The organism is Acaryochloris sp. CCMEE 5410 (assembly GCF_000238775.2).
Classification (GTDB): Bacteria; Cyanobacteriota; Cyanobacteriia; order Thermosynechococcales; family Thermosynechococcaceae; genus Acaryochloris.
In genome coordinates this window covers 213633-237142 of sequence record NZ_AFEJ02000006.1, presented here as the reverse complement: position 1 = coordinate 237142, position 23510 = coordinate 213633, and the positions used below count along the sequence as shown (strand labels likewise).

The 23510-nt window shown below is 47.1% G+C and carries 38 protein-coding genes; 30 read left to right on the top strand and 8 right to left on the bottom strand.

What is annotated here, in order from left to right; genetic code table 11:
- Positions 1–102: 102 nt before the first annotated feature.
- Both ON05_RS35970 and ON05_RS35965 read right to left on the bottom strand, forming a co-directional pair.
- Positions 103–531 carry a hypothetical protein gene (locus ON05_RS35970; RefSeq protein ID WP_029315872.1) on the bottom strand — a complete coding sequence of 143 codons (429 nt, stop codon included), beginning with the start codon at positions 529–531 and terminating at the stop codon, positions 103–105.
- Positions 532–615: 84 nt separating this feature from the next.
- A complete protein-coding gene (locus ON05_RS35965) occupies positions 616–1014 on the bottom strand; it encodes a DUF4259 domain-containing protein (protein WP_010481935.1) in 399 nt (132 codons plus the stop codon).
- A gap of 237 nt (positions 1015–1251) precedes the next feature.
- Here ON05_RS35965 and ON05_RS35960 point away from each other — a divergent pair, with 237 nt between their 5' ends.
- Positions 1252–1500, top strand: a complete 249-nt coding sequence (locus ON05_RS35960) for a hypothetical protein (RefSeq protein ID WP_010481937.1) — start codon at positions 1252–1254, stop codon at positions 1498–1500.
- A gap of 291 nt (positions 1501–1791) precedes the next feature.
- On the opposite strand, the gene ON05_RS35955 is transcribed toward ON05_RS35960, so the two are convergent.
- The 3 genes from ON05_RS35955 to ON05_RS35945 all read right to left on the bottom strand — a co-directional run bounded on the left by ON05_RS35955 (position 1792) and on the right by ON05_RS35945 (position 3336).
- A complete protein-coding gene (locus ON05_RS35955; RefSeq protein ID WP_010481938.1) occupies positions 1792–2286 on the bottom strand; it encodes a hypothetical protein in 495 nt (164 codons plus the stop codon).
- Positions 2287–2731: 445 nt separating this feature from the next.
- On the bottom strand, positions 2732–3049 hold the full coding sequence (locus ON05_RS35950) for a hypothetical protein (protein WP_010481941.1): 318 nt from the start codon (positions 3047–3049) through the stop codon (positions 2732–2734).
- A gap of 59 nt (positions 3050–3108) precedes the next feature.
- The gene (locus tag ON05_RS35945) at positions 3109–3336 is read right to left on the bottom strand and encodes a helix-turn-helix transcriptional regulator (protein WP_236619200.1); all 228 of its coding nucleotides are present in this window, start codon (positions 3334–3336) and stop codon (positions 3109–3111) included.
- Positions 3337–3686: 350 nt separating this feature from the next.
- Between ON05_RS35945 and ON05_RS35940 the strand changes: the two genes are divergently transcribed.
- The 5 genes from ON05_RS35940 (at position 3687) to ON05_RS35920 (ending at position 5494) form a co-directional block, all read left to right on the top strand.
- The gene (locus tag ON05_RS35940; RefSeq protein ID WP_010481945.1) at positions 3687–3869 is read left to right on the top strand and encodes a hypothetical protein; all 183 of its coding nucleotides are present in this window, start codon (positions 3687–3689) and stop codon (positions 3867–3869) included.
- Positions 3870–3937: 68 nt separating this feature from the next.
- The gene (locus tag ON05_RS35935) at positions 3938–4282 is read left to right on the top strand and encodes a DUF3768 domain-containing protein (RefSeq protein ID WP_010481947.1); all 345 of its coding nucleotides are present in this window, start codon (positions 3938–3940) and stop codon (positions 4280–4282) included.
- An 85-nt stretch (positions 4283–4367) separates the two neighbouring features.
- Positions 4368–4640 (top strand): hypothetical protein, encoded by a 273-nt coding sequence (locus ON05_RS35930; RefSeq protein WP_010481949.1) that lies wholly within the window; start codon positions 4368–4370, stop codon positions 4638–4640.
- Positions 4641–4725: 85 nt separating this feature from the next.
- Positions 4726–4941: a hypothetical protein gene (locus ON05_RS35925; RefSeq protein ID WP_010481951.1), complete on the top strand. Its 216-nt coding sequence runs from the start codon at positions 4726–4728 to the stop codon at positions 4939–4941.
- 397 nt (positions 4942–5338) lie between these two features.
- Entirely contained in the window at positions 5339–5494 is a 156-nt protein-coding gene (locus ON05_RS35920) for a hypothetical protein (protein WP_175307311.1), read from the top strand.
- A gap of 53 nt (positions 5495–5547) precedes the next feature.
- Here the strand turns inward: ON05_RS35920 and ON05_RS35915 are convergent, their stop codons facing one another.
- Entirely contained in the window at positions 5548–5889 is a 342-nt protein-coding gene (locus ON05_RS35915; RefSeq protein ID WP_010481953.1) for a hypothetical protein, read from the bottom strand.
- A 246-nt stretch (positions 5890–6135) separates the two neighbouring features.
- Here ON05_RS35915 and ON05_RS35910 point away from each other — a divergent pair, with 246 nt between their 5' ends.
- The 17 genes from ON05_RS35910 to ON05_RS35830 all read left to right on the top strand — a co-directional run bounded on the left by ON05_RS35910 (position 6136) and on the right by ON05_RS35830 (position 16614).
- Positions 6136–6375, top strand: coding sequence for a hypothetical protein (locus ON05_RS35910; RefSeq protein WP_010473987.1), 240 nt, complete (start codon positions 6136–6138; stop codon positions 6373–6375).
- A complete protein-coding gene (locus ON05_RS35905) occupies positions 6372–6818 on the top strand; it encodes a hypothetical protein (protein ID WP_010473985.1) in 447 nt (148 codons plus the stop codon). Before ON05_RS35910 ends, ON05_RS35905 begins: the two co-directional genes overlap by 4 nt.
- Entirely contained in the window at positions 6815–7132 is a 318-nt protein-coding gene (locus ON05_RS35900; RefSeq protein WP_010482086.1) for a hypothetical protein, read from the top strand. Before ON05_RS35905 ends, ON05_RS35900 begins: the two co-directional genes overlap by 4 nt.
- Positions 7133–7868: 736 nt before the next feature.
- Positions 7869–8126 carry a hypothetical protein gene (locus ON05_RS35895; protein ID WP_010482088.1) on the top strand — a complete coding sequence of 86 codons (258 nt, stop codon included), beginning with the start codon at positions 7869–7871 and terminating at the stop codon, positions 8124–8126.
- Between the two features lie 24 nt (positions 8127–8150).
- Positions 8151–8618, top strand: a complete 468-nt coding sequence (locus ON05_RS35890) for a DUF488 family protein (RefSeq protein WP_010482090.1) — start codon at positions 8151–8153, stop codon at positions 8616–8618.
- A gap of 228 nt (positions 8619–8846) precedes the next feature.
- On the top strand, positions 8847–9107 hold the full coding sequence (locus ON05_RS35885) for a hypothetical protein (RefSeq protein ID WP_010482092.1): 261 nt from the start codon (positions 8847–8849) through the stop codon (positions 9105–9107).
- Positions 9108–9149: 42 nt separating this feature from the next.
- Positions 9150–9365, top strand: a complete 216-nt coding sequence (locus ON05_RS35880; RefSeq protein ID WP_175307316.1) for a hypothetical protein — start codon at positions 9150–9152, stop codon at positions 9363–9365.
- A gap of 10 nt (positions 9366–9375) precedes the next feature.
- Entirely contained in the window at positions 9376–10425 is a 1050-nt protein-coding gene (locus tag ON05_RS35875; RefSeq protein WP_010482094.1) for a phosphoadenosine phosphosulfate reductase family protein, read from the top strand.
- A gap of 11 nt (positions 10426–10436) precedes the next feature.
- Entirely contained in the window at positions 10437–10751 is a 315-nt protein-coding gene (locus tag ON05_RS35870; RefSeq protein ID WP_010482096.1) for a hypothetical protein, read from the top strand.
- Positions 10752–10802: 51 nt separating this feature from the next.
- The gene (locus ON05_RS35865; protein ID WP_010482098.1) at positions 10803–11216 is read left to right on the top strand and encodes a hypothetical protein; all 414 of its coding nucleotides are present in this window, start codon (positions 10803–10805) and stop codon (positions 11214–11216) included.
- Between the two features lie 4 nt (positions 11217–11220).
- Positions 11221–12144 carry a DNA cytosine methyltransferase gene (locus ON05_RS35860; RefSeq protein ID WP_010482100.1) on the top strand — a complete coding sequence of 308 codons (924 nt, stop codon included), beginning with the start codon at positions 11221–11223 and terminating at the stop codon, positions 12142–12144.
- Positions 12145–12384: 240 nt separating this feature from the next.
- Positions 12385–13938: an IS21 family transposase gene (gene istA / locus ON05_RS35855; RefSeq protein WP_262562668.1), complete on the top strand. Its 1554-nt coding sequence runs from the start codon at positions 12385–12387 to the stop codon at positions 13936–13938.
- Positions 13939–13950: 12 nt separating this feature from the next.
- Positions 13951–14814, top strand: a complete 864-nt coding sequence (gene istB / locus ON05_RS35850) for an IS21-like element helper ATPase IstB (protein WP_262562667.1) — start codon at positions 13951–13953, stop codon at positions 14812–14814.
- Between the two features lie 142 nt (positions 14815–14956).
- On the top strand, positions 14957–15544 hold the full coding sequence (locus ON05_RS35845; protein WP_010481610.1) for a DNA cytosine methyltransferase: 588 nt from the start codon (positions 14957–14959) through the stop codon (positions 15542–15544).
- Between the two features lie 104 nt (positions 15545–15648).
- A complete protein-coding gene (locus ON05_RS35840) occupies positions 15649–15822 on the top strand; it encodes a hypothetical protein (protein ID WP_085945268.1) in 174 nt (57 codons plus the stop codon).
- A gap of 15 nt (positions 15823–15837) precedes the next feature.
- Positions 15838–16209 carry a hypothetical protein gene (locus ON05_RS35835; RefSeq protein ID WP_010481608.1) on the top strand — a complete coding sequence of 124 codons (372 nt, stop codon included), beginning with the start codon at positions 15838–15840 and terminating at the stop codon, positions 16207–16209.
- A gap of 249 nt (positions 16210–16458) precedes the next feature.
- A complete protein-coding gene (locus tag ON05_RS35830; RefSeq protein WP_175307306.1) occupies positions 16459–16614 on the top strand; it encodes a hypothetical protein in 156 nt (51 codons plus the stop codon).
- A 190-nt stretch (positions 16615–16804) separates the two neighbouring features.
- Here the strand turns inward: ON05_RS35830 and ON05_RS35825 are convergent, their stop codons facing one another.
- Complete coding sequence (locus tag ON05_RS35825; protein WP_010481604.1) at positions 16805–17593, bottom strand: PD-(D/E)XK nuclease family protein; 789 nt, start codon at positions 17591–17593, stop codon at positions 16805–16807.
- 113 nt (positions 17594–17706) lie between these two features.
- Between ON05_RS35825 and ON05_RS35820 the strand changes: the two genes are divergently transcribed.
- Complete coding sequence (locus ON05_RS35820) at positions 17707–18258, top strand: hypothetical protein (RefSeq protein ID WP_010481603.1); 552 nt, start codon at positions 17707–17709, stop codon at positions 18256–18258.
- A 434-nt stretch (positions 18259–18692) separates the two neighbouring features.
- The gene (locus tag ON05_RS35815; protein WP_010481602.1) at positions 18693–19418 is read left to right on the top strand and encodes a hypothetical protein; all 726 of its coding nucleotides are present in this window, start codon (positions 18693–18695) and stop codon (positions 19416–19418) included.
- A gap of 131 nt (positions 19419–19549) precedes the next feature.
- Here the strand turns inward: ON05_RS35815 and ON05_RS35810 are convergent, their stop codons facing one another.
- Complete coding sequence (locus ON05_RS35810) at positions 19550–19909, bottom strand: PleD family two-component system response regulator (RefSeq protein WP_010481601.1); 360 nt, start codon at positions 19907–19909, stop codon at positions 19550–19552.
- A 209-nt stretch (positions 19910–20118) separates the two neighbouring features.
- Between ON05_RS35810 and ON05_RS35805 the strand changes: the two genes are divergently transcribed.
- The 5 genes from ON05_RS35805 to ON05_RS35785 all read left to right on the top strand — a co-directional run bounded on the left by ON05_RS35805 (position 20119) and on the right by ON05_RS35785 (position 23402).
- Positions 20119–20541 carry a hypothetical protein gene (locus ON05_RS35805; protein ID WP_039782244.1) on the top strand — a complete coding sequence of 141 codons (423 nt, stop codon included), beginning with the start codon at positions 20119–20121 and terminating at the stop codon, positions 20539–20541.
- A gap of 107 nt (positions 20542–20648) precedes the next feature.
- The gene (locus ON05_RS35800; protein WP_010481598.1) at positions 20649–21053 is read left to right on the top strand and encodes a hypothetical protein; all 405 of its coding nucleotides are present in this window, start codon (positions 20649–20651) and stop codon (positions 21051–21053) included.
- 44 nt (positions 21054–21097) lie between these two features.
- Entirely contained in the window at positions 21098–21580 is a 483-nt protein-coding gene (locus ON05_RS35795) for a tetratricopeptide repeat protein (RefSeq protein ID WP_010481596.1), read from the top strand.
- 279 nt (positions 21581–21859) lie between these two features.
- Positions 21860–22465 carry a ParA family protein gene (locus ON05_RS35790; RefSeq protein ID WP_010481594.1) on the top strand — a complete coding sequence of 202 codons (606 nt, stop codon included), beginning with the start codon at positions 21860–21862 and terminating at the stop codon, positions 22463–22465.
- Entirely contained in the window at positions 22452–23402 is a 951-nt protein-coding gene (locus ON05_RS35785) for a ParB/RepB/Spo0J family partition protein (RefSeq protein WP_010481593.1), read from the top strand. The genes ON05_RS35790 and ON05_RS35785 overlap by 14 nt, the downstream gene beginning before the upstream one ends.
- Positions 23403–23510 lie beyond the last annotated feature (108 nt).

Genomic DNA, 23510 nt, shown 5'->3' with positions numbered 1-23510 from the left:
TCGATTGTCGTCTAATAAGCGGTACGCCTCTAATTGGATCATGGGTGCTGGGCATTTGAAAATATCTCCCCAGTTCAATCATCTGGACTCATGCTAGCAGTCCTACTCAGGCATCTTCAGATTGCCCATTGACACGTCCATTGCTAGCTCCATATCGCTTTTACCCAGAATGCTCTCGATGGTTTCGTCCTTGATGTAGTCGGCAATGTTCAAAATGCCCGTGAGCGCCTGGTCAATTTTGTCTACCTGTTGTTCCAGCCTATTGATATCATTCAACTGTTGTGGTGAGGGGCTTTCCTGTTTCCAATGAGAGAACTGCTCTCGATAGACCCACAAGAATTCATGCTGCTCAGAATACACGTCAATCACCCGTTGAATGGTGGCATCATCCATCGTATGGGGTTTCTTCTGGGCTTCCAGCATATTGCTGTGCTGGCTTTGCACCTCCTCCAACATGCCATCGACCATCGGAATACATTCGTGCATTACCCTGATCGGTTGCCATTGAGGGGACTCAGGTTGCTTTGTCATGGTGATGATTTAATCAGAGGATTGATGACAAATTATCAGATCTTGCGTCTCATCAAACAGTTTGGGTTGTTCATTTTGTCCCCTTCAGTAAAGCAACCTGCCAAGTAAATCATTCATGGAAGTTTGCCATGTTTCAAACTCATCCGATTCTTTCCACAAATCTTTGAGTTCAGAATTCTCTGAAATAGCCTCGGTGACGTATCTCGCCTGAGAAATCATTGTTGCGGAAGGGGCTGGTCTTCCTTCGACCCATGCCTCCACCTCCTCCGGGCAATCGTCAGAGGGTTCTCCCATCCATGCAGCCACAACCTCCACCGCTGCAATGGCAACCGCACAATCAGGGGCTTCAGGGGACTCGTCTGCTTGGTCGATGACAGTGTTTAGAGCATCAATGATCGGATTGTCGTCATCAGAATCGGCCAGTTCAGCTATCCAGTCTAGTGAGTCATCATTCTCGAAGCTGCCTGGTCCCCATATGCTCATAGCTCATCCCCTGGTGAGTTCCAGAGACAATTTACCGTGAGGACAGAGGATAAGCAAAGGGATGCCGTCTTGGATACAGTGAAATTGGGCCAAGAGTTCTCTTGGGAATGGTCAGTGATGTCATCAGCAATCTTGATGAAGCTGAATGGGTTGATATTCAGAAACTAAGAGAGACTCAAAAATCAAGCAATGCCAAGCATCGGGCTGCCAATATCCAGTAATTGAGGAGGCACGAATATGAAGAAACTCAGCGATTATGCTGTGGGAGTCTTCTTGATAGTTATTGCTCCCCTGGTAATCGTGATTGCAGGATTCCTTTACATCGACTTTGTGTATGTTGGACCGCCCACGGTCGAACAGTTGCTGGTTAAATATCCTACGTGTGAACAGCGAGGAGAATTTGTCGCAGCATCCATCAAAGAAAGTCAAACAACATCAAACCCATTGATCAACAAACCAACCAGAGACCTAGATGGCTTGTGGTAGCAATATCGAGCTAGGGTCGAGAACATTCTTGAAGATCGAGATGAACGGATATTGGCCCATACCCTTTACAAGCTGGGCAGCGGCTGTTGGCATGATTAAACTTCGCGTTTAGTTGAGTCTGGGGATGATTGAATCTAGAAAGGGTACATCTTCGCTGCTTGCAGCGAATTACTGGGCTTACTATCCAAATCGACGGTTTAGGAGTGAAAGATCTTTGATACCTCATCCGCTTGTGGAGAGGTGGTTAATTTGATCTTAGAGGTCTATGCTGTTTGCCTCTATGCGCCACCCTTACTTTTGGCTTGTATACTCAGCGTTGCCCGAAAGGTTATTGCACTTCCTAGTGGGTGCTTGCCAAATCGATCTCAATCGCTGTAACCCCTTTGGGTTGATATGGATCTTGTCTTCTATCAGTTTCAATTCGCCGTTAGCAAAGGTCGAACCAGCAGCCCAGAGAATACTCGTAAAGTCGTCACGTTTAAGAGACGAGGGAGCGTATATCACCAGACCTTCATAGGATAATATTTCATATATTTTATGCATGGTGGCTGGATACTGAGTATCTAGTGCTCGGATATAGAGTGAGAGCAAGGGCATGGGATTATTCGTCCCGAAAATGGCATAACAGATGTAGGTAGAGGTCGTCACCATCCAAGTCGCTATCTTATGCGGATCGGTGGTACGGTCACGAGCCATCTCCAAAACGAGATCGACCATATTCTTCCTGAAAGGAGTATCGAGACGAGTTTCTAAGTTTTTCCAGAGGGCTAGGTTAATAGGATCCATGTAGGGTTAATCTTTTCGATTAATATTTCAAAGCCTCAATTTTGCTGTAGATCTTTCAGTAGATCATCAAGGACTGCAATATCTAGCTCGTCAATTTCTGGCGAGCTATCATTTTCATCTATAGGAAGATTTTCTGTTTCTAACGGTGACATAGTTACTAATTACCATATATATATTCATCTATTTATTTCCCCATAGTAAATAATCTCTTGTGTATTCTGTATCCGAAAGTTTACGGAAATTCCGTTGATATAGAGGTGGTATCGCAACACCTATATCACATACCTAAAATCCATTTAAACCTCCCCCACCTGAATCATCATATGGGGCGGGCCTGTGAGGTGCCAGAGAAGAATTCTAGAAGCTCCTTTGGAAAATTCAAGAGCTATGCAAAGGGTGGTGGTTGATGTTCAGAGTGTGGCTGGTGGGAAGTGGGAATGTTGTCTTAGCTATTGGTATCCCGGCTCATTAGGTAGTCAAGGATTCGGTCTTGTTTCTCTTGCCCCGCTGCCAATGATCTGAGAATTTGATCATGGGATCTTAAGAGTTGTGCTTGCCTCTCTTCATTGCCTTGAATTGCGGTTACAGCTTCAGCAATAACCTCTTGTGTTTGTGCTAGCTGGTCTTGTGTTTCCGCTAGGTCAGCCTGGACATTCTGTAATCTTCTTTGGCCTTCAATCAGTACACGAATGTCAGCGCGATCATTGGCAACAATATCAGCAAGCTGATCGAGCCTTTCATCAGTCCATCTTTCAGTAGTCATTGTGTTTATCCGATAACTGTCAAATATCACTTAAAAAAGAGATTAAGAAACTGGATGCATTAAGTATCAAAATCAACCCCAAAATCAACGTCCAACACCGACTCAATTCTTCTCAACGTTTCTTCAGGTAGGATCTGCTTCTCAGATTCAATTCGATACCAGTTTGCAGTTGTCATTCCAGCAGCGCCACAGATAGCAGTGAGAGATCTTGGATCTTTTTCTCTCGCTTCTTTGATGGCAGATCCTAAGTCAGGAACGCTTAACTCTAGAGTTCTAACAACTTTCACGCCAATATTCATAACAAATCACTTATCACCATAGTGTGATGTACAACATTATAGTTGTCTAGTGTAACTTATTGCTTGACAAGTACTACGTAATACTTTATACTGATGATATACCAAAAGGAAAGGAAAGCGCCTCAAGAAAGGCTTCCACCACAACTAAAGACCGGGCGACAGCGACCTTTCCCCAACTGCTAGCAACCACCTGAAGCTGGTGCCGCGACCGTAAGGCGATGCCGACTAAGGCTAAAAACTAGAGACAATTCAAAAAAACTTTCATTGAAAGAGCCGCTGTAATTCCTGCAAGAAAACCCAGCGGCTCTGACTCTGTAAACCTACAAGAGGTACTACAAATGTCAGATATTCTAACCCAAGCTTGGCAACCCAGAACCGACGCTGAGATGAGTCAGCCTTGGACTACTCCTAAGAAATGGCTCTCAGTCCCGACCCAGGACGGCTACCAGCATCAACCCTATGATTCTGGAGATTCTCGTCATTTCGTCCCTGATACCCACCCAGAAGACACCTGGAACTAATCCCAGGTCAAGTAAGGGGCATCTCTTGCCCCTGCCCCGTCTCAGGCAAGTTCAGAGGACACAATCTTATGACCACTACAGAAGCAACCCAAGCCCCCACTATTGCCCAGCTCAATGACCGCTTTCGTCAAGGTGACCATACCCTAGGCCAGGTCTTCACGACTCAACTTGTTCAAGGTCTTTCGTCAGAAGAGCAGCAAGAACTCTTTCGACTGGTCCGCACGTTCGATGATTTCAATGAAGATAATGACCCGTGGAAAGAGCATGATTATGGGCGAGTTGAATTTCAGGATGAGCAGTATCTCTGGAAAATAGACTATTACGACAAATCCTTGAAATACGGCTCAGAAGACCCCAGAAATACAGCCTTCACCACCCGAGTTCTGACCATTATGCATTCCAGCGAGTACTGACTCTCCCTCCCGCTGCACCCTGGTCTCTATGCTGGGGTGCTTCTCATTTCTGATTGATACAATGACATTAACGAAGGAAAATAATATGACAGCAGCATCCCCTGATAGGCTTGACCGGATAGAAAGCACTCTAGAGACTGTTCTAGAGAGAATCCAAGCACTGGATACAAAGGTTGGTCAACTTGATGCCACAGTCGGCCAACTCGACACTAAAGTAGAAAAGCTTGATGATGATGTTCGTGCTGCCAACGAGCGAACTGATACCTACTGGGAAGCTTCAAAGCTGCTCATTAACCTGGCTTTTGGATTGATTGCAACGGCTGTGATTGCCATCATCGTTCCCGCAGTGTTGAGCTAGCCCCATCCCTTCACCCAATACTTGCAAAGCACCCTGGCCCTTTCTGCTAGGGTGCTTTGCTATGTCCTTTCATTGAGCTGGACCCATGCCTCCAAAGATAACCTATGCCTATGTCTGGGTCGATGACCAAATCAGGGTTGATGCTGCTGTGGAGTGCGGGAAACGCTTTGAAGGTATCGCTTGGGTCCTTGACCCGAATTCTCAAAATCCCAGTCTCAGACTTGATAATCCCCTTGGCATCAGAGCAGTCCAAACCATCCTGGATCGGACCAGGGTAGGGTTTGCAGCTCCCACTGCTTGATGCCAGCTTTTCGTCCTTTTCTCTGATCGGTTGAGAACTTGATTAATATGTACCCAGATTTACAACTTGATTAGGTTTAGAGATGTAGTCTAATACCTAACAATAAGTAGCATTATCTAGTATTTAAGCCTCAATACTTCATTTTTGAGTTTCTTCTCTCACCGATTGGGTTTGTCACTCGATCTTCGGTTACTCCCTAAAACCCCGGCATCTCCTGTCCGGGGTTTTCCCTATTTAAATCATTGGAAGGATACATCCAAACCTTGCAACCCAATTAACAGCCCCCTCCCCCCCAAACTTTTCTCTTTCTTTTCTTATCCTTGCTTTTTCCCTCACACCAATCAGCCCCCTGGATCACGACTGGGGGACTTCCTTCTGAATCACTGGAGGTAATCCCGTGAAAATCCACATTGCCAAAATCGAAGTCTGGAATGGCCGCTCCTTCCAGTTGATTGATTTCCATCAGGCCCAAACCCAGGAAAGCCTTGGGGCGGTCATCAGGGAGTACGTGGCTGCGGTGGGGTTGAGGTTGGTCTATTGGTGCAAAGTTTGATGTGTAGAGCATCAATGCAATAGAGATTGCAATTTACCCATCTCCATCCGTTATCAACAGATTGTCTTTTTACCAGGCGCAAAGACCTTTTCAAAAGAGTTTCGAGCGGCTGAGAGTTGTTGAGCATCATATTCACTCAATCGTTGCCCTAGTTCATAGCGAGAGCGTTTAGTTTTAGCATGGACCTTGCCATCAGCACTGGTCTTATAGCCTTGAAGTGAAGAAGTCACAATTCTCTGACCATTCTCATAATTAGGATGATTATTGATGACACCAGAGATGACAACTCTGTTGCCAATTACCAATTCAATCCAATCATCTAGCTTGGGTGTTGGACCATCTTGCTCAGTCTGATGAATTTTGGGCTGATTGAAAAAGCCTGTGACGTCTTCCACTGTTTTGTTTCCCCGCTTATCCGCACATTTACTCTAACTAGAGCAATAGAAGATCGTCTTGCGTAACCTCACGGTAATTTGTCTATTAGTCATAGCGGATGCGATCACTTGCGGTCCATTTGCAATCGCATCCACCTACAAGCTAGCTCAAATCATTTCCCTTACTTCACACCTATTAATTGATTTCACACCTATTAATTCCCCTGGCTGATTCGCTGGGGGTTTCGCATATCTGGAGAAAAACCTATGACCACTACTACCCTACCGACTTTGCCTCCTGTACCAGCTCCCCATCCAGAGAATGCCTGGTGTCAATTATCGATTGATCAAGCAATTGCATTTGCCAGTGCTGGACAACTGGACCCGGCAATCTTGATCTGGGGGTTCTCTCCCCAAGTGTTATCGGTGATTCCTCCTGATCTGCTGGCTGCTGCCAATGAGAGCTTGCCAGGGCTGATGAACGTATTAGAAGGAGCAGAGCAATGACACAAATACTAACTGCTAAGGTCAAATTTCCCGCTAAAGAATGGGATACCCAGCATGGGCCAAGACTCAATGCAAAAATCACACTCCCTGATGGAGAAGATATAAAGATTTGGGGTAATCCCGATGATGCAGCCTTGAAAGCTCTCCGCAAAGGTCAACCTGTTCAGGTCGCTAAGGATGCCAAAGGCAAGTACAGCCTGGTCGAGCAAGCCCCGGCTCCAGGTCAGTCCCCAGTGGTCGAGGCACCTCCTCTGGATACTGGGGAGTTGGAAGGAGAAGTGAAAAGTGCGATCGCAAGTTACATCACGAGTCGGGCTGATCTTTATGCGTTCTGTTTCAAACAGGCATCCAGAGCGCTAGGGGAGTCTGGAGTGAGTGAAGAAACGCTCAAATGTGCGGCTAGCACCTTGTTCATCTCTGCTCAGAAAAAGTTTGGAATATGAATCCGACCATCGACTGGCAAGCACTGAAAACCCTGACGGAATATTGCCGGGAGGATATCAAGGGCTTCTGTGAGGAGGAGGGATTCCCGGTTTATCCCGGTCGCCTTCATCCTTACCAAGCTCTATCCCTCCGTAACCTTCTGTTGTGCAACTGGTCGGTGCGAGAGGGTTATTTTGCTTATTACTGGCAGGCTCAGCAAGCCTTTGAGTTGTTCTGGGCAGAGCTGCCCGATGATGTCAGTGATTGCCAGTTGGCGAAATCTTGGATGGCCTGGTGCGAGGGGAGCTTGAGACAAAAAAGACAGCTTCAGTAACGAGAAGCTGTCGAGATCTATTTCGTTGATGGTTGTGAAGTAGTTATCCGTACTCACAACTATGAGGATGCCCCAATTGAGGCGAAGGATGACAAAGCGGTATGGAAAAGGGCGACCTGGAGTATATTAGATCGCCCTCAAATGATTGCTGTTCATACAATCCCCAAGAAATCTAACATAGCCCGAAGGTTTCAGGCAGCTTCAATAAAAAAAGGTAGCTAATGCGGACAAGCTACCTTTATATATCTGAAGAAATATAGTGCCCTTAGTATTCCCACTCTGAAAGCATTTCCGACATCCCAAGTCATAGAGCTATCGGGAAATTTCTTGAAAAAAGGCGATTCTCGTACCTGAAAACCGCCTTTGGCTATGAAATTCATGTGTCCCTTTCTCAAGGAACAACATAGCAAAGTGTGCCCCCTTGGCCTGCCACTGCGATGCCGTCAAGCCCTATCTGGAGTGGAAGTCCCAGAACCCCCGTAGCTAGGGATGTAGTGAATCAATTGGAGAAAGTAAAGAGGCAGCTTCCCAAAGAAACTGCCCAGAGAAGACAAATGATGTTTTGCTCAATGTTCCCAATATACCTGAGCCGTAAGTGGTTTTGGCTGGGTTATTTGAGCAACACCCTGCAAGCCCCATCTCAAGCATTTCACTGCAATCGAACAAAGAGGCGACCCACGGTTAGAAAGAATCGCCTCAGCTAATAACCAATTAAACATCCTAGGAGCAACCTACCATGTTTGCCAAAAAATCTGTGCGGCTCCAAGAGGTGCCGTTAGTTCGTCGTTGCCATAGTTGTCATCAACTGAAGTTTGCGATCGCATCCCAAGCCTTGATCCACAAATCCTCTGGTCGCCCCTACTGTCGCTGGCTCTGCCAGGACTGCGGGAAACCACGGGGAATTTATCCAACACCTGAGTTTCTGAAGAATCTTCGAGAGATGGATGAAGGGGATGAGGTGGAATCAGACTTGAAGGTACTAGTTCGGATTTGATTGGAATGCGGGGAACATATGAGTATGGCTATCTATTCCGCATCGTATTTTGAGCCTCAGAACCATCACGGGTCTCTGATATCGATTTCTCGCTCTCATCCCCGCTCCTTCAAGGTTGATGCCTGGTTATCCTTCCTAGCCCCTTCCCAAAGGCTGCTTGATGATTGGAAGCACAACCAGCTAAACGAGGAAGAATATACCGACCGATATCGTCAAGAACTCCAGCAGTCTTGGCCCCAGGTGAATTCCTGGTTAACTTCCCTGACCGCAGAAAGAGATTGCACTCTTTTGTGCTGGGAGAAAGCTGGTGAATTCTGTCATCGAAACCTAGCGATGAAAGCTATCCGTAAGCATCGACCCGATTGCTATGGTGGCTGCGATATCACCGCAGACCCGGGTCTGCGGTGCCCTAGCTGCCAATCTCTAGTCATTCCCGGTGTGGATCAGTGTTATTGCCCTCGCTGTGGCGAGTGGATTCCTACACCAATATAAATATTAGACTCAGCTATACCTCGAATATCAAGGGCAACCCACGGCAAGAAAGTTGCCCTACTACAACGCATCAGTTTCCGCTAATTGAAATTTACCACGTCTACTCACAGCTACATGCGGCTCCCCTGCTGATGAAGCGATAGCCACCACAGCAGAATCACGACCTCAACAGAAGGGTGGCAACTCCATTCTTTTGTTTGCTTATGAATAAAAATAGGAGACAGTTCCATGATTGAAGTTCTGGAATTGCGGGAAGTGGGCCGTGATTGGATCGGTGGCTTGCAAGGGTGCTATGCCCTCGGTCATTTTGATCCAGTTGCGTTTACTCAGGCTGTCGATCCAAATTGCCCTGCTGAAGCGCATCAGGTTCGCCATGAGTTTTGGTTGGAGTACTTCCTAGAACCAGACGGAGATTGCATCTGCTTTAGAAAATGCAATGCAGATATTGAAGGTGCGTTTGCCGTCACCTATCTCGAACTTAAACGGTAACCACAACCCCAATTAACCAATTGAATACTGGAGGAAAATTCCATGAGCAATTTAGTCTATTCTCCTCAGCATCATCTGGTGTACTTCCTCGGGACACTCAGGAGACAGAATGGCACCCGTCTCAAGGTGTTCTCAACAGTCTCCAGACAGCATGTTCTGATGATTTCCAAGGACAAATCCGGGAAGTGGAGCAAGAACTTCACCACGGTCAAAATCACCGACTTACGCCCCGCTGTTCGACTCAAGTTGTGTTGTTAGGGGCAGGATCATGAGCGCCACCCAAATGGTCTTGCCCCTCCAGGTGCCCGGTGTTTCGACGCTCCCCGATCTGTCCACCTATGACCGTATCTTGGTTGCGTTCTCTGGTGGTAAGGATTCGATCTGTTGTCTGCTTCGACTACTGGAACTGGGCGTACCCAAGGGCAGGATTGAGTTGCATCATCACTTGGTAGACGGACTTAGCAATCCTTCAATCAACCCCCAAAGCTCTACTTTGTTTGACTGGCCTATCACAGAAGATTACTGCCGAACGTTTGCCCAAGCTTTCGATCTCCCGATTTACATGAGCTGGCTGGAGGGAGGGCTTGAACGAGAGATGTGCCGCGACAACCAACCCAAGGCACCCACGCACTTTGAAACACCTGATGGTGAGCAAGTTTCTGGAGGGCAAGGCAAGCCTGGAACCCGGTGCAAGTTTCCTGCCAAGACTGCTGACCTCAAAACCCGGTGGTGTTCTTCGTATCTAAAAATTGATGTTCTCAGCACTGCCATTGCCAACCAATCCAGGTTCAACCATTCCCGAACTCTGGTGGTCACAGGGGAGCGGGCACAGGAGAGTGCAGCCAGGGCCAAGTATCAGAGTTTCGAGCCTCACCGGACTGATCGGCGGGACAGCCCAAAGCTCAGGCGTCATATTGACCACTGGCGTCCCGTCCACTCTTATTCTTCAGAGCAAGTTTGGAAAACAATCCAGCGTTGGGGAGTGCAGGCCCATCCTGCCTACTATCTAGGCTGGGGTCGGCTGAGCTGCCAGTTCTGCATCTTCGGCTCACCTAACCAGTGGGCTTCCAATACGGCTATATCGCCAGAACGTACAGAGCGGTTGCACCAGTACGAGCAAGCGTTTCAGCACACCCTCGACAACAAGCTTTCCATTCCAGAGATGGCGGCTAAGGGCATGGTCTATGACGCCATTCACCAACATCCTGACCAGCTCCGGTTAGCCCTCAGCAAAGAATACACACTGCCCATCCTCGTTGACCCAGATACCTGGACCCTGCCTGCGGGGGCATTTGGGGAGGATGCGGGACCGACTTAAGGAGATTAAACATGAAATCCTCTGCCTATCGCAAATTCAACCGAGAATACTGGAATCGCGTTGCATCTGAGCGCAAGCGACTCCACGTTAGCTTTCCTGGCAAAATTATTTCTCATATCCTCCAGTCTGGCGTCATTCTGCATGATCGACAGTACACCGTGGAGGAATACCTCGATACTCAAAGGTCTTCCTGGGCCATCCTGGACTGGCATCGGCATGGAGAAGTTGAGTGCCGATCTAACTCTCCAGACGCTATCGCAATGGAATTCATTGATCTAGTGGGTTCCAAACGAGCCTTCATTGCGACCCAAAAAGCTTGGGTCTAGCTAGGGCTGCTCAATCGTCCATCACCACAATTCATTTAAGGATTTCTGGTTATGACTCATCAGAAAACGTGCTTGTATTGCCTCAACTGTAATTATCTTTCTGGTAGTGCTGGTGGTCTATATGAACCTCCTGAGCCAGACACCTGGGAGTGTGAACTCGTCAACAACAACACCGATCCCGCCTACTTCGATCAGTTCTCAGAATTGGAAGAGACCATTGCCTCAACCTGTCAATACTTTCAGCCTCGCATGGCGAAAAAGTGTGGGCATTGTGGCAAGGCAATTAGTGTTCCTGAGTATAGGCATGAGTTTTGGGCACATGCAGCTTATTCAGGCGAAGGGTTCCCTGTTTGCGGTGAAGAGTGCAGGGATGCTGCTACGGAGGAGGCTAAGCGCCAAGAAAAAAGGCTTTTGGCGGATGAAGAGAGAGAGCTGAGACTCTTCCGTAAATTTGGTGGGTATTAGGGCTATGAAGAAGAAATCTTATATCACCGTCACTGATCAATTTTGCGGCTGTGGCGGTTCGAGCAGTGGTGCTTCCCAAGCGGGCTGCGAGATTGTTATGGCGATTAACCACTGGGAACGTGCGGTGGAAACCCACAATACCAACTTCCCCGATACTGCCCATGATTGCGTGGATATCAGCGCTTGTGACCCTTGTCGCTATCCCAGTACCGACATTTTGATTACTAGCCCTGAATGCACGAACCATAGTTTAGCCAGAGGGAAAAAGCGAAAGAACCTGGGCCAGATGGACTTGTTCAACCCCCAGACCATTGACCCGGCTGAAAGTCGGTCACGGGCTACGCTCTGGGATGTCGTCAGATTTTCAGAGGTTCATCAGTACAACTTCGTTGTTGTGGAGAATGTGGTCGAGGTACATCACTGGATCTTGTTCGATAGCTGGCTCAATGCCATGCATTCCTTGGGGTATGACCATGAGGCAGTGTTCTTCAATAGCATGTTTGCAGGTTCGACGCCGCAAAGCAGAGACCGGGTTTACATCGTCTTCTGGAGAAAAAACAACCCCAAACCCAATCTCAGCTTTACTCCTCTGGCCCACTGTTCGGAGTGTGGCGAGGTCGAGGCCATTCAGTCCTGGAAAAACCCATTTAAGAAGTGGGGACGCTACGGCAAGCGAAATCAATATGTATATCGCTGCCCCAGTTGCGCTCAGGTGGTGGAGCCGTACTACACCCCAGCCCATACCGCCATTGACTGGAGCTATCCCAGCACCAAGGTAGGTGAGCGCAAAAGGCCCCTAAAGCCAGCAACCCTAGAACGAATTCGTAAGGGATTAGAAAAGTTCTGTTCTCCTGTTCTGGTGGAGACGGCTTACGGCAAAGACACGAGCAATCGGGTTCGGAGTGTGGAGGGTGCATATTCTCAGTAACTTCTCCACCCCTTGGGAGGGTAACTTCTCCGGTCGAATGGCAGTAACTTCTCCACCCCTGTGGAAGTTATCTTCGCCAGTCAAATGGCAATAAACTTCTCCACCCTTGTGGCAAAAACTTCGCCGGATAAGTGGCAGTTAACTTCTCCACCCCCCTAACCATCATTTCGACAGGTCATTATCCCTAGCCAGGCCACCCTCTAAACTTCTGTGCATTAGCCAGAGGAATGGAGATTGGCAATGGCCTATAAACGTCAAGGAGCAACCCTGTCGATGAGTAAATTTAGAGAAATTATCCGTTTACATGAACTTGGCCACAATAAATCGGAGATCGCTCGTAGCTGCTTCATCTCCCGTACCAGTGTCCGGGACTATCTGCGCCGTGCCCAGGGTCAATCACTCAGTTATGACCAGTTAAGCCAACTGAGTGATAGTGATATCCAGCATCTGCTGGGAAAAGGTCAACGTCAGTCCTCCCGTAAGAAACCTGCAATTGATTTCGAATATATACATCGAGAGATGCAACGCAAAGGGGTCACCCTGGGCCTGCTGTGGATGGAAGGTAAAGAGAGAGGAGACTGGAACTGTAGCTATAGTGGCTTTTGTCGTCGATACCGCCAGTGGAAAAAACAGCATTCGCTGTCCATGCGCCAGACCCACAAGGGAGCGGAAAAAATCTTTGTGGACTACTGCGGAATGACCGTTCCGGTGGTCCATCCCAAAACTGGTGAGGTGACTCAAGCTCAAGTATTTGTGGCCTGCTGTGGAGCGAGTAACTACACCTATGCAGAAGCGACCGAAAGCCAAATCATTAAGAACTGGCTCGGATCTCATCAACGGGCCTTGGCCTTCTTTGGTGGGGTGCCGGTCGCTATCGTTCCAGACAACCTCAAGTCAGGAGTCACAGATCCGTGCCGTTATGAGCCCGGTATCAATCGGAGTTATCAAGACTTTGCGGAACACTACAACGTGATCATCTTGCCCGCTCGCCCCAAATGCCCTCGGGACAAACCCAAAGTAGAGAATGCAGTGCAGCAAGTGGAACGTCATATTCTGGCTCCCTTGAGAGATCAGACCTTTACCAGTTTCAAGCAACTGAATGAAGCGATTGCAGCAGGGTTGGAGAAACTCAACCATCGGACCATGAAATCCTATGGTCTATCCCGTCGAGAATTATTTGAGCAAGTGGACCAACCAGAACTCAGACCCTTGCCCAGTCTCTCGTTTGAGTTTGGCGAATGGAAGAGCGCAAAAGTGAGTTTTGATTATCACATTGAGGTGAACCGCCACTATTACAGTGTCCCTTATGGCTATGTGGGCCAGTCGGTATCGGTCAAGATCACTGAATCCTTAGTACAGATTTTCCATGATCATCAGCGCATCGCGGTGCATGAACGTTCCAGCGTTTCATTTCAGCATTCCACGCAAGAGGGGCATATGCCACCGGCGCATTTGGCTCACAAAAACCAATCGAGAGAGACCTTCATCACCTGGGCTCAGAATGTTGGACCGGCAACGAAGCAACAAGTGATAGAGATCTTTGAGAAGAAAGCCCATGATGAACAAGCATTTCGAGCCTTAAAAGGGGTGCAACATCTCAGAACAACCCATGGTGCTGAAAGATTGGAAGCCGCCTGTAATCGGGCTAATGCTATGGGGATGGTGGGCCAACGCTATCTCAAGTCCATGCTCCAACACAAACTAGAATCCGACCCCTTACCGGATGAAACCCATAAGGTGATTCCCATTCACCATGCCAATGTCCGAGGGTCTGAATACTATCAAGCAACGTAGGGGGAGAAAGTCATGCAAGCGATGATTGAACAGCTGCAACACATGAAGCTCACGGGCCTCTTGGAGGCTTGGCGAGAACAACAGGCCTTGCCCACCTATCATGATCTGTCCTTCGATGAACGACTGGCCTTGATGGTAGAGCGCGAATACATCCGGCGTCAGAATCAACGGATGCAACGCCGACTTCGACAAGCTCGACTACCGGTGCACGCCACCTTAGATGCTGTAGATTTCGATGTCCCCAGAGGACTCCGTAAGATCCAGTTCCTTGAATTTGCTCAAGGTCATTGGCTCCAAGAAAATCTGTCATTGATTCTATTAGGGCCGACCGGTGTAGGGAAGTCGTTCTTAGCGGCCGTACTGGCCCATCATTTGTGTAAGCAAGGCCATAGCGTCCGCTATATCAAAACCGCTGATCTGGTGCTGGAGTTGAAGTTGGCCAAAGGAGATGGGTCCTATCCCAAACTCCGAAAACAATTAGCTGCCTACGATCTACTGGTGCTGGATGAATGGCTTAGAGATCCTCTATCTGTCTTTGAGGCTAGAGAAGTGCTCGATATCCTAGACGAGCGGTTTCGCAAAGCCTCCTGTTTATTTGCCACGCAAATGCCCCTAGAACAATGGCACTCACAAATTCAAGATCCCACTCTGGCTGATGCCATCCTGGACCGGATTATCCATGATGCGATGAAGGTCTCGCTCCGAGGAGAATCCATGCGGAAATTGACCAGCAAACTGACCCTGAAGCCAGAAGGAGAACTGAGAAATGACCGTTCACATGAGGAGAAAACAACGAGAGAAACGACCCCAAGATCTAACCCTAAAACGCACAAGGAGAAGAAGGGTGAAAAAAAGGAGGGACAGATGGATGAATAGACCGGATGAGATCACGATCTTCCATTCGTGATATGTATGGATTTAGATCTGAATTTTTGCCTATGAATTGCAATCCGTAATTCCATATCTACCTGTCGAAAATGGTTGGTCAATATTTTTTTGGTTGGGGGTGGAGAAGTTAGTGCCACTCAACCGGAGAAGTCGTGATTATGCTGCAGAGGGGATTCTACCCACCCAAACCGCCCGCCAAACAATGGCCTTGGCAACACCGTTTATTGTGCGGAACTACACCGGGGCGCAGGCTGCTTGCATCCGTGACCCACTGCCCACAATCACCACAGTTGACCATAATTCCCTGGTGCAACCTTTCATGGTGACACTCCGAAATCATAGTCTATTTCACTCGTTGGAGAAGCCGCTAGGTACGGTCACTGCTGGGGGAGGCCATCACGGCCTAGTTCAACCCTTTCTAGCTAGTTACTACAGCGGCTCAGATCAGGTCTGTGGCATGGATTCTGCCATTCCCACCATCACTGCCGGCGACCGCCATGCACTGGTGCAACCGGATCATTCCATCTCTGTTGAAGACTGCTATTTCCGTATGCTTCAGCCCCATGAAATCCAGGCAGCGATGGCCTTTGCTCAAGATTACAAAGTCTTGGGAAATAAACGCGAGAAGGTCAAGCAGCTTGGCAACGCTGTCACCCCACCCGTAATGCAGATGATTGTGCAACGTTGCCTTGATTCCCTGTCATCCTCACATTTTTGAAGCCACGAAGATTTCAGTTTCCACCTGGAATTTGAAAACTCAGGAGGCAATTATGAATAGCTACACCTTGCTCTGGTGGCTGCTCTGGCGCTCGGCCTTGTGATGTGGACTGGATTCGCTCCATACGGGACCAATGCAAATCAGCGGAAGTCCCCGTGTTTATCAAGCAGCTCGGCAGCAATCCTGTGGGGGTTCCCAAGTTCCGTTCAGGGAAGGGTGGGGATGCCGAGGAATGGCCGCAGGATCTTCGAGTGCGGGAGTTTCCTGAGTTTGAGTGATGGAGGTGATTGTCGATGAAGAGAGAAGAGATTGAAGGGTGGCGAGTGGGTCTGAAGTCTGAGACTCAAGTCGGCTTGGAGTTTCAGACTTTGGAAATATTTGGGCCGGGAAATTTGAACATTGAAATCCAACGCTTTGATCGGTCAGAGGTTGGCATTGAAGGCTTTGTAAATTTGGAGAGAAACCCACCTCAGTTTTATAAGTTGGGTTTCGCGTATTTTGAAGTAGCGAATAAGTGTAAGGTTTACCTCGACTACTATTTCACGGGAGATCCAGAGGCATATCTAATCGTGGGATGCGCTCATTGGGTAGTACCGATAGCATTTGCGCAGCAACTCGTCCACGTTTTTCTGCTGGGAGATTCCATCAGCCGCAGTTGTTATTAAGTTCGAGTTGTTTCGAGTTGCAAGCGGTATATTCCTAGTAAGATTTATCAAAAGGATTGAAAAAATGGAAAGTAGAGACAAAATAAGACCAGATTGCACTGGCCATTTCATCAATATTCCAACACCTTATAAGGTTAAGGAAGCTGGCCTGTTCGTAGTACCGAGCAGAAGAACCATCCCCCAACCTGATGTTGTTGTCGAAGATGGGTCTAAGGAGGTGGGATTGTTCTGTAAGGATGAAGATAAGTGATGACCAAAAACTTACAACTTAAGCCAGAACCATCAGAGACGCAAAGTAATTCAGTCCAAGGAAAAATGATGACTTACGGCAAATTTTCTGGCCCCAACCAGTCCACTGAAGCCGATTTCAAGATTGCTGAGTACAGAGATAATCAACAGGATTAAAACCAATGTCTGTCAATTCAAGTAACCAGGGTATTTCTAGGGAGGGAAAAAGTATTTCGATTCTCGATCTCCACGCCGTCGAATATCTGTACTTTGACGGTGTAGCCAAACAAAGCTATTTTTCTCTCCCGATAAGCATCACCTCAAAAAATCATCGAGAAAGAGAAAGCAATATTTCCTCCTCAACATCCTAAATCCCCAATGACAACTGTACCTGCCGCCCTTCCCGAGTCCCCTCTGGTAATGGCTCTGGCTTCTTCGTCCTGGCAGGACAATACCGCTGATACCCACAGCGATCGCAATGTTGTCCCTCCTCTGGCTCCCAGTCCTGGTCTGCCCTCAGTTTCAACGCCATGTCCCCGATCAGTTCTCGAACCTGCTGATGATGTTCTGGGGTCACATCAAACGTGATTTTCTGGCCTTGCCGTAAGTAGATCAAGCTTAATTTTTGGAGTGCTTTGTGATAAGTCTGCTCCAGGATTAGGTAGTAGAGTCCTAGCTGTAAATCAATTTCATCAGAGGGTGCAATCGTCTTACTGGTTTTGTAGTCGATCAGCTCCAGTCCGTCATCGGTAAAGTCCAACCGATCATATCTTCCAGAGAGGGAGAACTCGATATTATTCACCTGGAAACTGGCCTTAAGCTTCGCCTCCACTCCAAGGGGCTTGCGGATCATGGGTAGTGGGGCAACGTATCGCTCATAGTAGAGCTGCAATGCCATCCAGCCCTCGTGAATCTGGGTTGGGGTCAGCTCTCCGGTATGCTGCTGCCAGCAGACAGCAAACCAATCCAATGATGGCAGGGGATAAGCGTAGTTCCAATCTCTGTAGATTTCTGCGAGTGCGCCATGTAGGGCATTGCCAAATTTAGGAGAGCCGAAAGCTGAGGGTGAAGAGAGGCCCCGCTCGTATTTAAAGTTGTACGCCTGGGGGCATTGCTTGTAGGTGGTTAGCTTCGTGGCAGAGAGAGAGTAAGCCATCGATTTTTGCTGGGGGTATATTCCCACTGTAGATCATGCGCTCTGACAACAATCCTAAAAATAAGGACTCAACCAAAATTTTCCGGTAATATGCCAATCAAGGGAGAAAAGCTATGTTTGCTCTATTCAAGAAAAAGCAACAACAGAAGGTCTTTCGAGAGGAGGTGAATGGGACCATCCATTTTATTGTTGAAGTGGGTATTAGTAGAGTCGCTCTTGAACCAGAGTTTCTGCGTCTACAACCGAAGCCTAAACTTTATAGGTCTTTAATACTTGATGTACATAACCTTAGTGAGTGGCAGCTAGTTCCTGCCCACATTGAAAAGCTGGGCCTAACCATCGTGCCTGCATATCAAGAATTCCAAAAAGTGTTCGGTAGAGAAGAGACTCTTGATAATAGAATAAGTGGATTGGATAGACAAATGCGTGGTCTCCCTCCGATAGAGATCGATCCTGCCCTGCATGATGAGAAAGCAAAGTGTGAAGTTGCGATCAAGCAATTTTGGCAAACATGTGATCGCCTGTATGAGCGAATGTTGAAAGAATTGGAATTAGATCTGTGCATTTATAACAGTCCTAATGAATCGCTATCCAAACGACTAGAGAAAGTCAATGAACTGCTTGATACATTTGAGTGCCTAGAAATTGAACAGCCAATTTCTTGAACGCAACCTAACCAGCGCAAAACCTACATCGACCTCCGCACAAAGGTGGCATAAGCACACTAGCATCTCCTTATATATCCCCGATAATAGATAATAAATCCCTAGTATTCTCCCCTTGATTGCTAATATCAGGGGATTTATACTGATTATATCGAAAAGGTTCCTGATATCCCTGAAAATCAGCGAGAAGGCTCCTCGATAAACGCCCGTCCTCGTGAACGTTAGATCGGGCCGAAAAGGGGCCACTCCCACCCAAAGTATTTTCTCCAAATCCACCTCATGACGGCTCCCCATCGAGCCTGATTTTTCCCGAGGGTATATTCTCATGCGAGGCCAAAACAACCCCCTTGCATTTTCTCTATATCCACATGGCCGACTCGGTTGCACATGCCAGTCGTGCCCTATCCACTATTCATTCTTAAAGGACAAAAATTATGAAGCTCATCACTTCTGTCAAAATCCAACAAGCTGACCACACCGAAGTCATCGACACTGCCGCTACCCAAGTGGGCCGAGCTGCAAACAAAGCCTTCCTGTTCGTCATCCGCAAGGAGATCCAGGGCTGGAAAAACTTCACTGCTCTCTGCTCCTGGGGCCTGTCCAAAGTGAGCCAGAAGCACGGACCGATCTTTGAGGAGGTCAAGGAACGAACTGTGGCTGTCTACAAGCATGGTTGTGCGAAGCAGTCTGCTCTCGTCCAGAAGTTGTTCAAGAGCCATGTCACAGATCGTATTGATGCCCACTGGGATTTACATGATCAAGCACTTCAGTGGTTCAAGGACCAAACTAATGCCATCTTGAACGACGAGCCAATTCAGTTCCCTAGCTTTGGCAAAGCTACCGGAACGGAAGAAGCGAAATCGAATGACGATATCACTGACAATGCTTCTGGAGTCGAGGCTGAGGATCTGGCTCCTGATATTACGGAAGACCTGGAGCAAGTTGTCCTCGTCGATGAGGATGAGTCCATCATCATAGAGGATGAATCCACTGTCCAAGTCCTTGATCCACCTGTTGATCCTGACCCACTGGATGATGAGTTGGCTGTACCTCAAGACCCGACTCCTGCTGTGGCTAGTGGTGGGAGCAAGCGTCGGACTGGAACCAAGAGGGTGACCCTGGCTGATGTGATGAAGCAAGAAGCTGCTAAATCCTCCTAATCATACTCATACCAATCACCCAGCCTTTAGAAGAATCTAAAGGCTGGGTGATTGGTAGCTTGGTATCGTGTCAGGTATCCAAAATGGGACAACCTCACCAATTGCATAAGAGCTACTATTCAATTCATTGCTTATAGAACAGAACGAACGGCTTTTAGAAAATCTTCACGGGTATAGGGCTTAGTGACATATTCATCTGCTCCTTGCTTTTTACCCCAGAGCTTATCTAAATCCTGATTCTTTGTCGTGCAGATAATCACAGGTAATTGCTGAGTCGCTTCACTCTTCTTTAGAGTTCGGCACAACTCAAACCCACTCATTTCTGGCATAACCACATCAGTAATGACAAGATCAGGCTTTTGAGTTTCAGCTTTTGTCACAGCTTCTTTGGCATCATCTGTGCTAATAACAAGATAGCCAGCTTCTTTTAAATATAGACACATTAGCTTTAGTTCAGCCGGACTATCATCTACTACTAAAACAGTTTTCATTTACTTTTTTCTCCCGTAACACATAGAGGTAAGCTCATAAAAAATGGCTCCACCCAATACATTTAGGATGCCCTTCTTTAATCTAAGATGTTCTATTTTTTACGTCGGAAATCCGCTTCCAGCAATGGATGTGTACGTGGTGAGATAGGCGCAAACCTTAGAAGGTGGAGCGAAGTGGTGCTAATATTTTTCTAGCGCGGATTAATCGAATGGTTTGCATCCCAACCCTTTCCCTAAAACAATTAGCGATTTTGAGGCTTGCCAAAAAGTATCCTGGTAAGACGATTCAGCTATATTGCGAATTGCCAATCATCAATTATGGTGGACCTCCAGCAGGGTATACAGCGCTTATCCAGAAACTGATTGACTTGGATTTGATTGAAGTTCAGTCCAAGCAAATGCGTTGCGATTTCTCACGGTTTCAAAAGAAATCATGGGCTAAATTCAGTGGAGACTTAGCGTATCCGTCTACTCTTGTCTGGGAGATATGGCGAGATAAATTTATTGCTAGGCTGAAAGGCTCGGAACGAGTAGCCATACCTGGGGAAGAATTTGAGGATTTTAGCTATGTATGGATTCAAGAAATAGGAGTCCAAGCAATTCAACCGTGTGAAGACTCAATCCTCCAGTAGTGCAATGATTCCAATTAAAGGCAGGCATTGGGGCAAAACCATGCTTTTACTCCAAGTGACATAGCCGATCTGGGTGCGCTAGTATTTCAACAAAACGAGGACAATGCATGGTCTTGATCCCCTCTCTAACCCAGGTGCAATTGGAAATCTTGCGACTGGCAAAAGAGAACCCTGATGAAACGCTTCAGCTATCATTTGAATCTCCTGTTATGGGCAATGGGGAACCACCGACCCATAACCCTTTGCTAATTCAAGAAATGATTGACTTGGGATTGGTCGAAGTTCAACAGAGTTGTGTTCACTGTGGAATTTCACAATTCCAGCAACAGTGTTGGCTTGAGTATTGCTCTGACTTGGAGCTGCCATCCATCTATGCTTGGGAGTTATGGCGAAAAGAGTTTATTGCTAGTCAGGATGGATCGGCAACTCTAATCTCACCTGGGGAAGAGTTTGAAGACTTCAGCTATGTCTGGGTGCAAGAGATGGAATTCCGGGCGGTTCAACCAGGCTAGAAGTGGGAGTAAAATGAAGGGCACAAACATCGAGGGGGCAGTACATGAATCGCAAACGAGTCCATGCCTATCTCACTGCGGCGATAGCTGCTTTCCTCTTTATCAGTCAGGGAATGGCATTGGTCAGCCATTCACCACTAGCGACTGCATCCCCTAATCCTTTAACGAACCCGCACTTCGCCGCAGCGACTTCTCTCCTTGAGCAGAAAGATTTTGAGGGGGCAATGAGAGAACTCAATCAGGCGATCCAGTTAGATCCATCTCTTGCCACTGCCTACTCGTTTCGTGGAATCCTCCACCTGGATGCCAAGAATTACCAGGAAGCCACCGATGATTTTGCCCAAGTTACCCGACTACAGCCAAAGAGCGCAGAAGCTTATGTCAATCTTGCTCAAAGCCAATTGATTCTCAAGGATTATCAAGCGGCTTTGCAATCAGCAACCAAGGCAACTCAGCTTGATCCGCAGAATCAGGCTGCTTCTCTTCTGGTGAAAATGATTCCAAATCTGGCTAAACCTTCCCAATAATGCAGCATCCTCAAATAAAGGCAGGGAGCAGAGCAAAAGCCTGGTTTTGCGAAGGCGGCCTTGCCGATCCGTGGTGCGCTAAGCTCTTGCGAGTTTCGGGGGCACCCACTTTCGCATCATCGCAGGCTAATCTTCGACACAACATCAGCTCCCGAAACTGCCCCGAGGCGAGCGTTTCGTATTTCTATCTGTCCTAAATTTTGCGTCTAAATATTTTCCGTTATGGACAACCGCTTACGAAGGCGCTAAATTGTTCCTTGTTGATTAGCTTGGCTTTCAATGATTATCACCACAGCTTCATTCAAAGGTGGTGTTGGTAAAACAACAACAGCAATTCATGTTGCAGCTAGTCTTCAGATCGAAAAGGATACTCTACTTGTCGATGGTGATCCTAATCGTTCTGCATCCAGGTGGTCAAAACGCGGAAATGGCTTGCCCTTTAAAGTTGTAGGTGAACAGCAAGCTGCAAAATATGCGCGGAAGTATGAGCATATCGTTATTGATACTCAAGCTCGCCCTACTGAAGATGATCTTCAAGATTTAGTAGATGGTTGTGATTTATTAATACTTCCTACTACGCCCGATGTGTTGTCGTTAGATGCATTGCTTCAATCAGTCACATTGCTTCAGTCGCTGGGGTCAGAGCAATTCAAAATTTTACTAACTAGGGTTCCATCTCTTCCTCGTAAGGATGGTGATGAGGCAAGAGAAATGCTAAAAGAAGCTGGGTTACCTTTATTCAAAGGTAAAGTGCGAGAACTGGTGGCTTTTCAAAAGGCTGCTCTTGAAGGGGTAGCTGTAAATCAAGTCAGCGACCGACGTGCTGGGATTGCATGGAAAGAATACACTGCAATTTGCAAGGAGATCATAAATGGGGAAGTTTAATAAGCTGCTAGCAACTTTGCAAACTGAAGAAGACCAGGCAGATTCTACTGAACAGACTTATAGCCATAGCAGTAATATTAGCTACAAGCATCAACTTATTCATCGTTCCAGAATTGTCCGAGATGATGATCAAGTTCGAAAATACTTTGACTCTGAAAAACTTGATAGTCTTGCTATGACAATTAAAGAGCAAGGAATTTTAGAAGATTTGGCTGTTTTTGAATTACCTGATAAACCAGGATTCTATCAGCTCGTGTTTGGTGAGCGACGGTATCGAGCTTCAGATATTGCTGGATTAGAAGAATTACCTGTCCGCATCATTGATCGACCTAACACTAGAGATCTACTAAAGTTACAGCTAATTGAAAATAAGCATCATGAAGACTTGAATCCAGTTGAGGAAGTTGAAGCAGTTCTAGCTTTGTTATCTGTTGAGCTACAGAAGTCCCAAGAGGAAGTTATAGCTCTATTTAAGCAAATGGACAATGATGTCCGTCGTCAGTCCTATAACGTTATAGGACAAAAAGATAGTGATGTTGTTGTGCAAATTTGTGAAAGCTTAAACATCCGATGGCGCTCATTTGCATTAAATCAACTACAGCTCTTGCGGTTGCCACAGGATGTTCTTGAGTTTATCCGCCAAGGCAAGATTGAGTACACTAAAGCGCTTGCAGTAGCCAAAGTCAAAGACCAGAAATTAAGGGCTAAGTTACTGCGCGAAGTTTCAAAGAAGAATCTTTCGATTAGAGAAATTCGCGACAGAGTTAAGTCAATCAAGGAATCTAAACAACCAGCTCATGAGATAACCTCCTACAAGGAAAAGTGGAAAACTATTTCGAAAGAGGTAGGAAAATCAAAAGTTTGGGAAGATTCTAAGAAAAGGAAAAAGCTGGAATCACTAATTCAGCAAATTGAATCATTAATAGAGTCTGATTAATCTCTTGTACAGAGATCCTACATTACTTCCACCCATGACCACCCCAACAATCATCGGCATATCTGGAGGTAGCGGCGCAGGCAAGACCACCCTAAGCAAAGCAAATAT

Coding starts and splice junctions, on each gene's coding strand:
- ON05_RS35965 (WP_010481935.1), bottom strand. CDS start 1,014: ATGAGCATATGGGGACCAGGCAGCTTCGAGAATGATGACTCACTAGAC.
- ON05_RS35935 (WP_010481947.1), top strand. CDS start 3,938: ATGACCACTACAGAAGCAACCCAAGCCCCCACTATTGCCCAGCTCAAT.
- ON05_RS35910 (WP_010473987.1), top strand. CDS start 6,136: ATGACCACTACTACCCTACCGACTTTGCCTCCTGTACCAGCTCCCCAT.
- ON05_RS35820 (WP_010481603.1), top strand. CDS start 17,707: ATGTTTGCTCTATTCAAGAAAAAGCAACAACAGAAGGTCTTTCGAGAG.
- ON05_RS35825 (WP_010481604.1), bottom strand. CDS start 17,593: ATGGCTTACTCTCTCTCTGCCACGAAGCTAACCACCTACAAGCAATGC.
- ON05_RS35930 (WP_010481949.1), top strand. CDS start 4,368: ATGACAGCAGCATCCCCTGATAGGCTTGACCGGATAGAAAGCACTCTA.
- ON05_RS35790 (WP_010481594.1), top strand. CDS start 21,860: ATGATTATCACCACAGCTTCATTCAAAGGTGGTGTTGGTAAAACAACA.
- ON05_RS35805 (WP_039782244.1), top strand. CDS start 20,119: ATGGTTTGCATCCCAACCCTTTCCCTAAAACAATTAGCGATTTTGAGG.
- ON05_RS35895 (WP_010482088.1), top strand. CDS start 7,869: ATGTTTGCCAAAAAATCTGTGCGGCTCCAAGAGGTGCCGTTAGTTCGT.
- ON05_RS35900 (WP_010482086.1), top strand. CDS start 6,815: ATGAATCCGACCATCGACTGGCAAGCACTGAAAACCCTGACGGAATAT.
- ON05_RS35785 (WP_010481593.1), top strand. CDS start 22,452: ATGGGGAAGTTTAATAAGCTGCTAGCAACTTTGCAAACTGAAGAAGAC.
- ON05_RS35800 (WP_010481598.1), top strand. CDS start 20,649: ATGGTCTTGATCCCCTCTCTAACCCAGGTGCAATTGGAAATCTTGCGA.
- ON05_RS35795 (WP_010481596.1), top strand. CDS start 21,098: ATGAATCGCAAACGAGTCCATGCCTATCTCACTGCGGCGATAGCTGCT.
- ON05_RS35835 (WP_010481608.1), top strand. CDS start 15,838: ATGAAGAGAGAAGAGATTGAAGGGTGGCGAGTGGGTCTGAAGTCTGAG.
- ON05_RS35860 (WP_010482100.1), top strand. CDS start 11,221: ATGAAGAAGAAATCTTATATCACCGTCACTGATCAATTTTGCGGCTGT.
- ON05_RS35880 (WP_175307316.1), top strand. CDS start 9,150: ATGAGCAATTTAGTCTATTCTCCTCAGCATCATCTGGTGTACTTCCTC.
- ON05_RS35830 (WP_175307306.1), top strand. CDS start 16,459: ATGACCAAAAACTTACAACTTAAGCCAGAACCATCAGAGACGCAAAGT.
- ON05_RS35905 (WP_010473985.1), top strand. CDS start 6,372: ATGACACAAATACTAACTGCTAAGGTCAAATTTCCCGCTAAAGAATGG.
- ON05_RS35875 (WP_010482094.1), top strand. CDS start 9,376: ATGAGCGCCACCCAAATGGTCTTGCCCCTCCAGGTGCCCGGTGTTTCG.
- istA (WP_262562668.1), top strand. CDS start 12,385: ATGGCCTATAAACGTCAAGGAGCAACCCTGTCGATGAGTAAATTTAGA.
- ON05_RS35885 (WP_010482092.1), top strand. CDS start 8,847: ATGATTGAAGTTCTGGAATTGCGGGAAGTGGGCCGTGATTGGATCGGT.
- ON05_RS35865 (WP_010482098.1), top strand. CDS start 10,803: ATGACTCATCAGAAAACGTGCTTGTATTGCCTCAACTGTAATTATCTT.
- ON05_RS35890 (WP_010482090.1), top strand. CDS start 8,151: ATGGCTATCTATTCCGCATCGTATTTTGAGCCTCAGAACCATCACGGG.
- istB (WP_262562667.1), top strand. CDS start 13,951: ATGCAAGCGATGATTGAACAGCTGCAACACATGAAGCTCACGGGCCTC.
- ON05_RS35970 (WP_029315872.1), bottom strand. CDS start 531: ATGACAAAGCAACCTGAGTCCCCTCAATGGCAACCGATCAGGGTAATG.
- ON05_RS35940 (WP_010481945.1), top strand. CDS start 3,687: ATGTCAGATATTCTAACCCAAGCTTGGCAACCCAGAACCGACGCTGAG.
- ON05_RS35950 (WP_010481941.1), bottom strand. CDS start 3,049: ATGACTACTGAAAGATGGACTGATGAAAGGCTCGATCAGCTTGCTGAT.
- ON05_RS35810 (WP_010481601.1), bottom strand. CDS start 19,909: ATGAAAACTGTTTTAGTAGTAGATGATAGTCCGGCTGAACTAAAGCTA.
- ON05_RS35955 (WP_010481938.1), bottom strand. CDS start 2,286: ATGGATCCTATTAACCTAGCCCTCTGGAAAAACTTAGAAACTCGTCTC.
- ON05_RS35960 (WP_010481937.1), top strand. CDS start 1,252: ATGAAGAAACTCAGCGATTATGCTGTGGGAGTCTTCTTGATAGTTATT.
- ON05_RS35815 (WP_010481602.1), top strand. CDS start 18,693: ATGAAGCTCATCACTTCTGTCAAAATCCAACAAGCTGACCACACCGAA.
- ON05_RS35870 (WP_010482096.1), top strand. CDS start 10,437: ATGAAATCCTCTGCCTATCGCAAATTCAACCGAGAATACTGGAATCGC.
- ON05_RS35925 (WP_010481951.1), top strand. CDS start 4,726: ATGCCTCCAAAGATAACCTATGCCTATGTCTGGGTCGATGACCAAATC.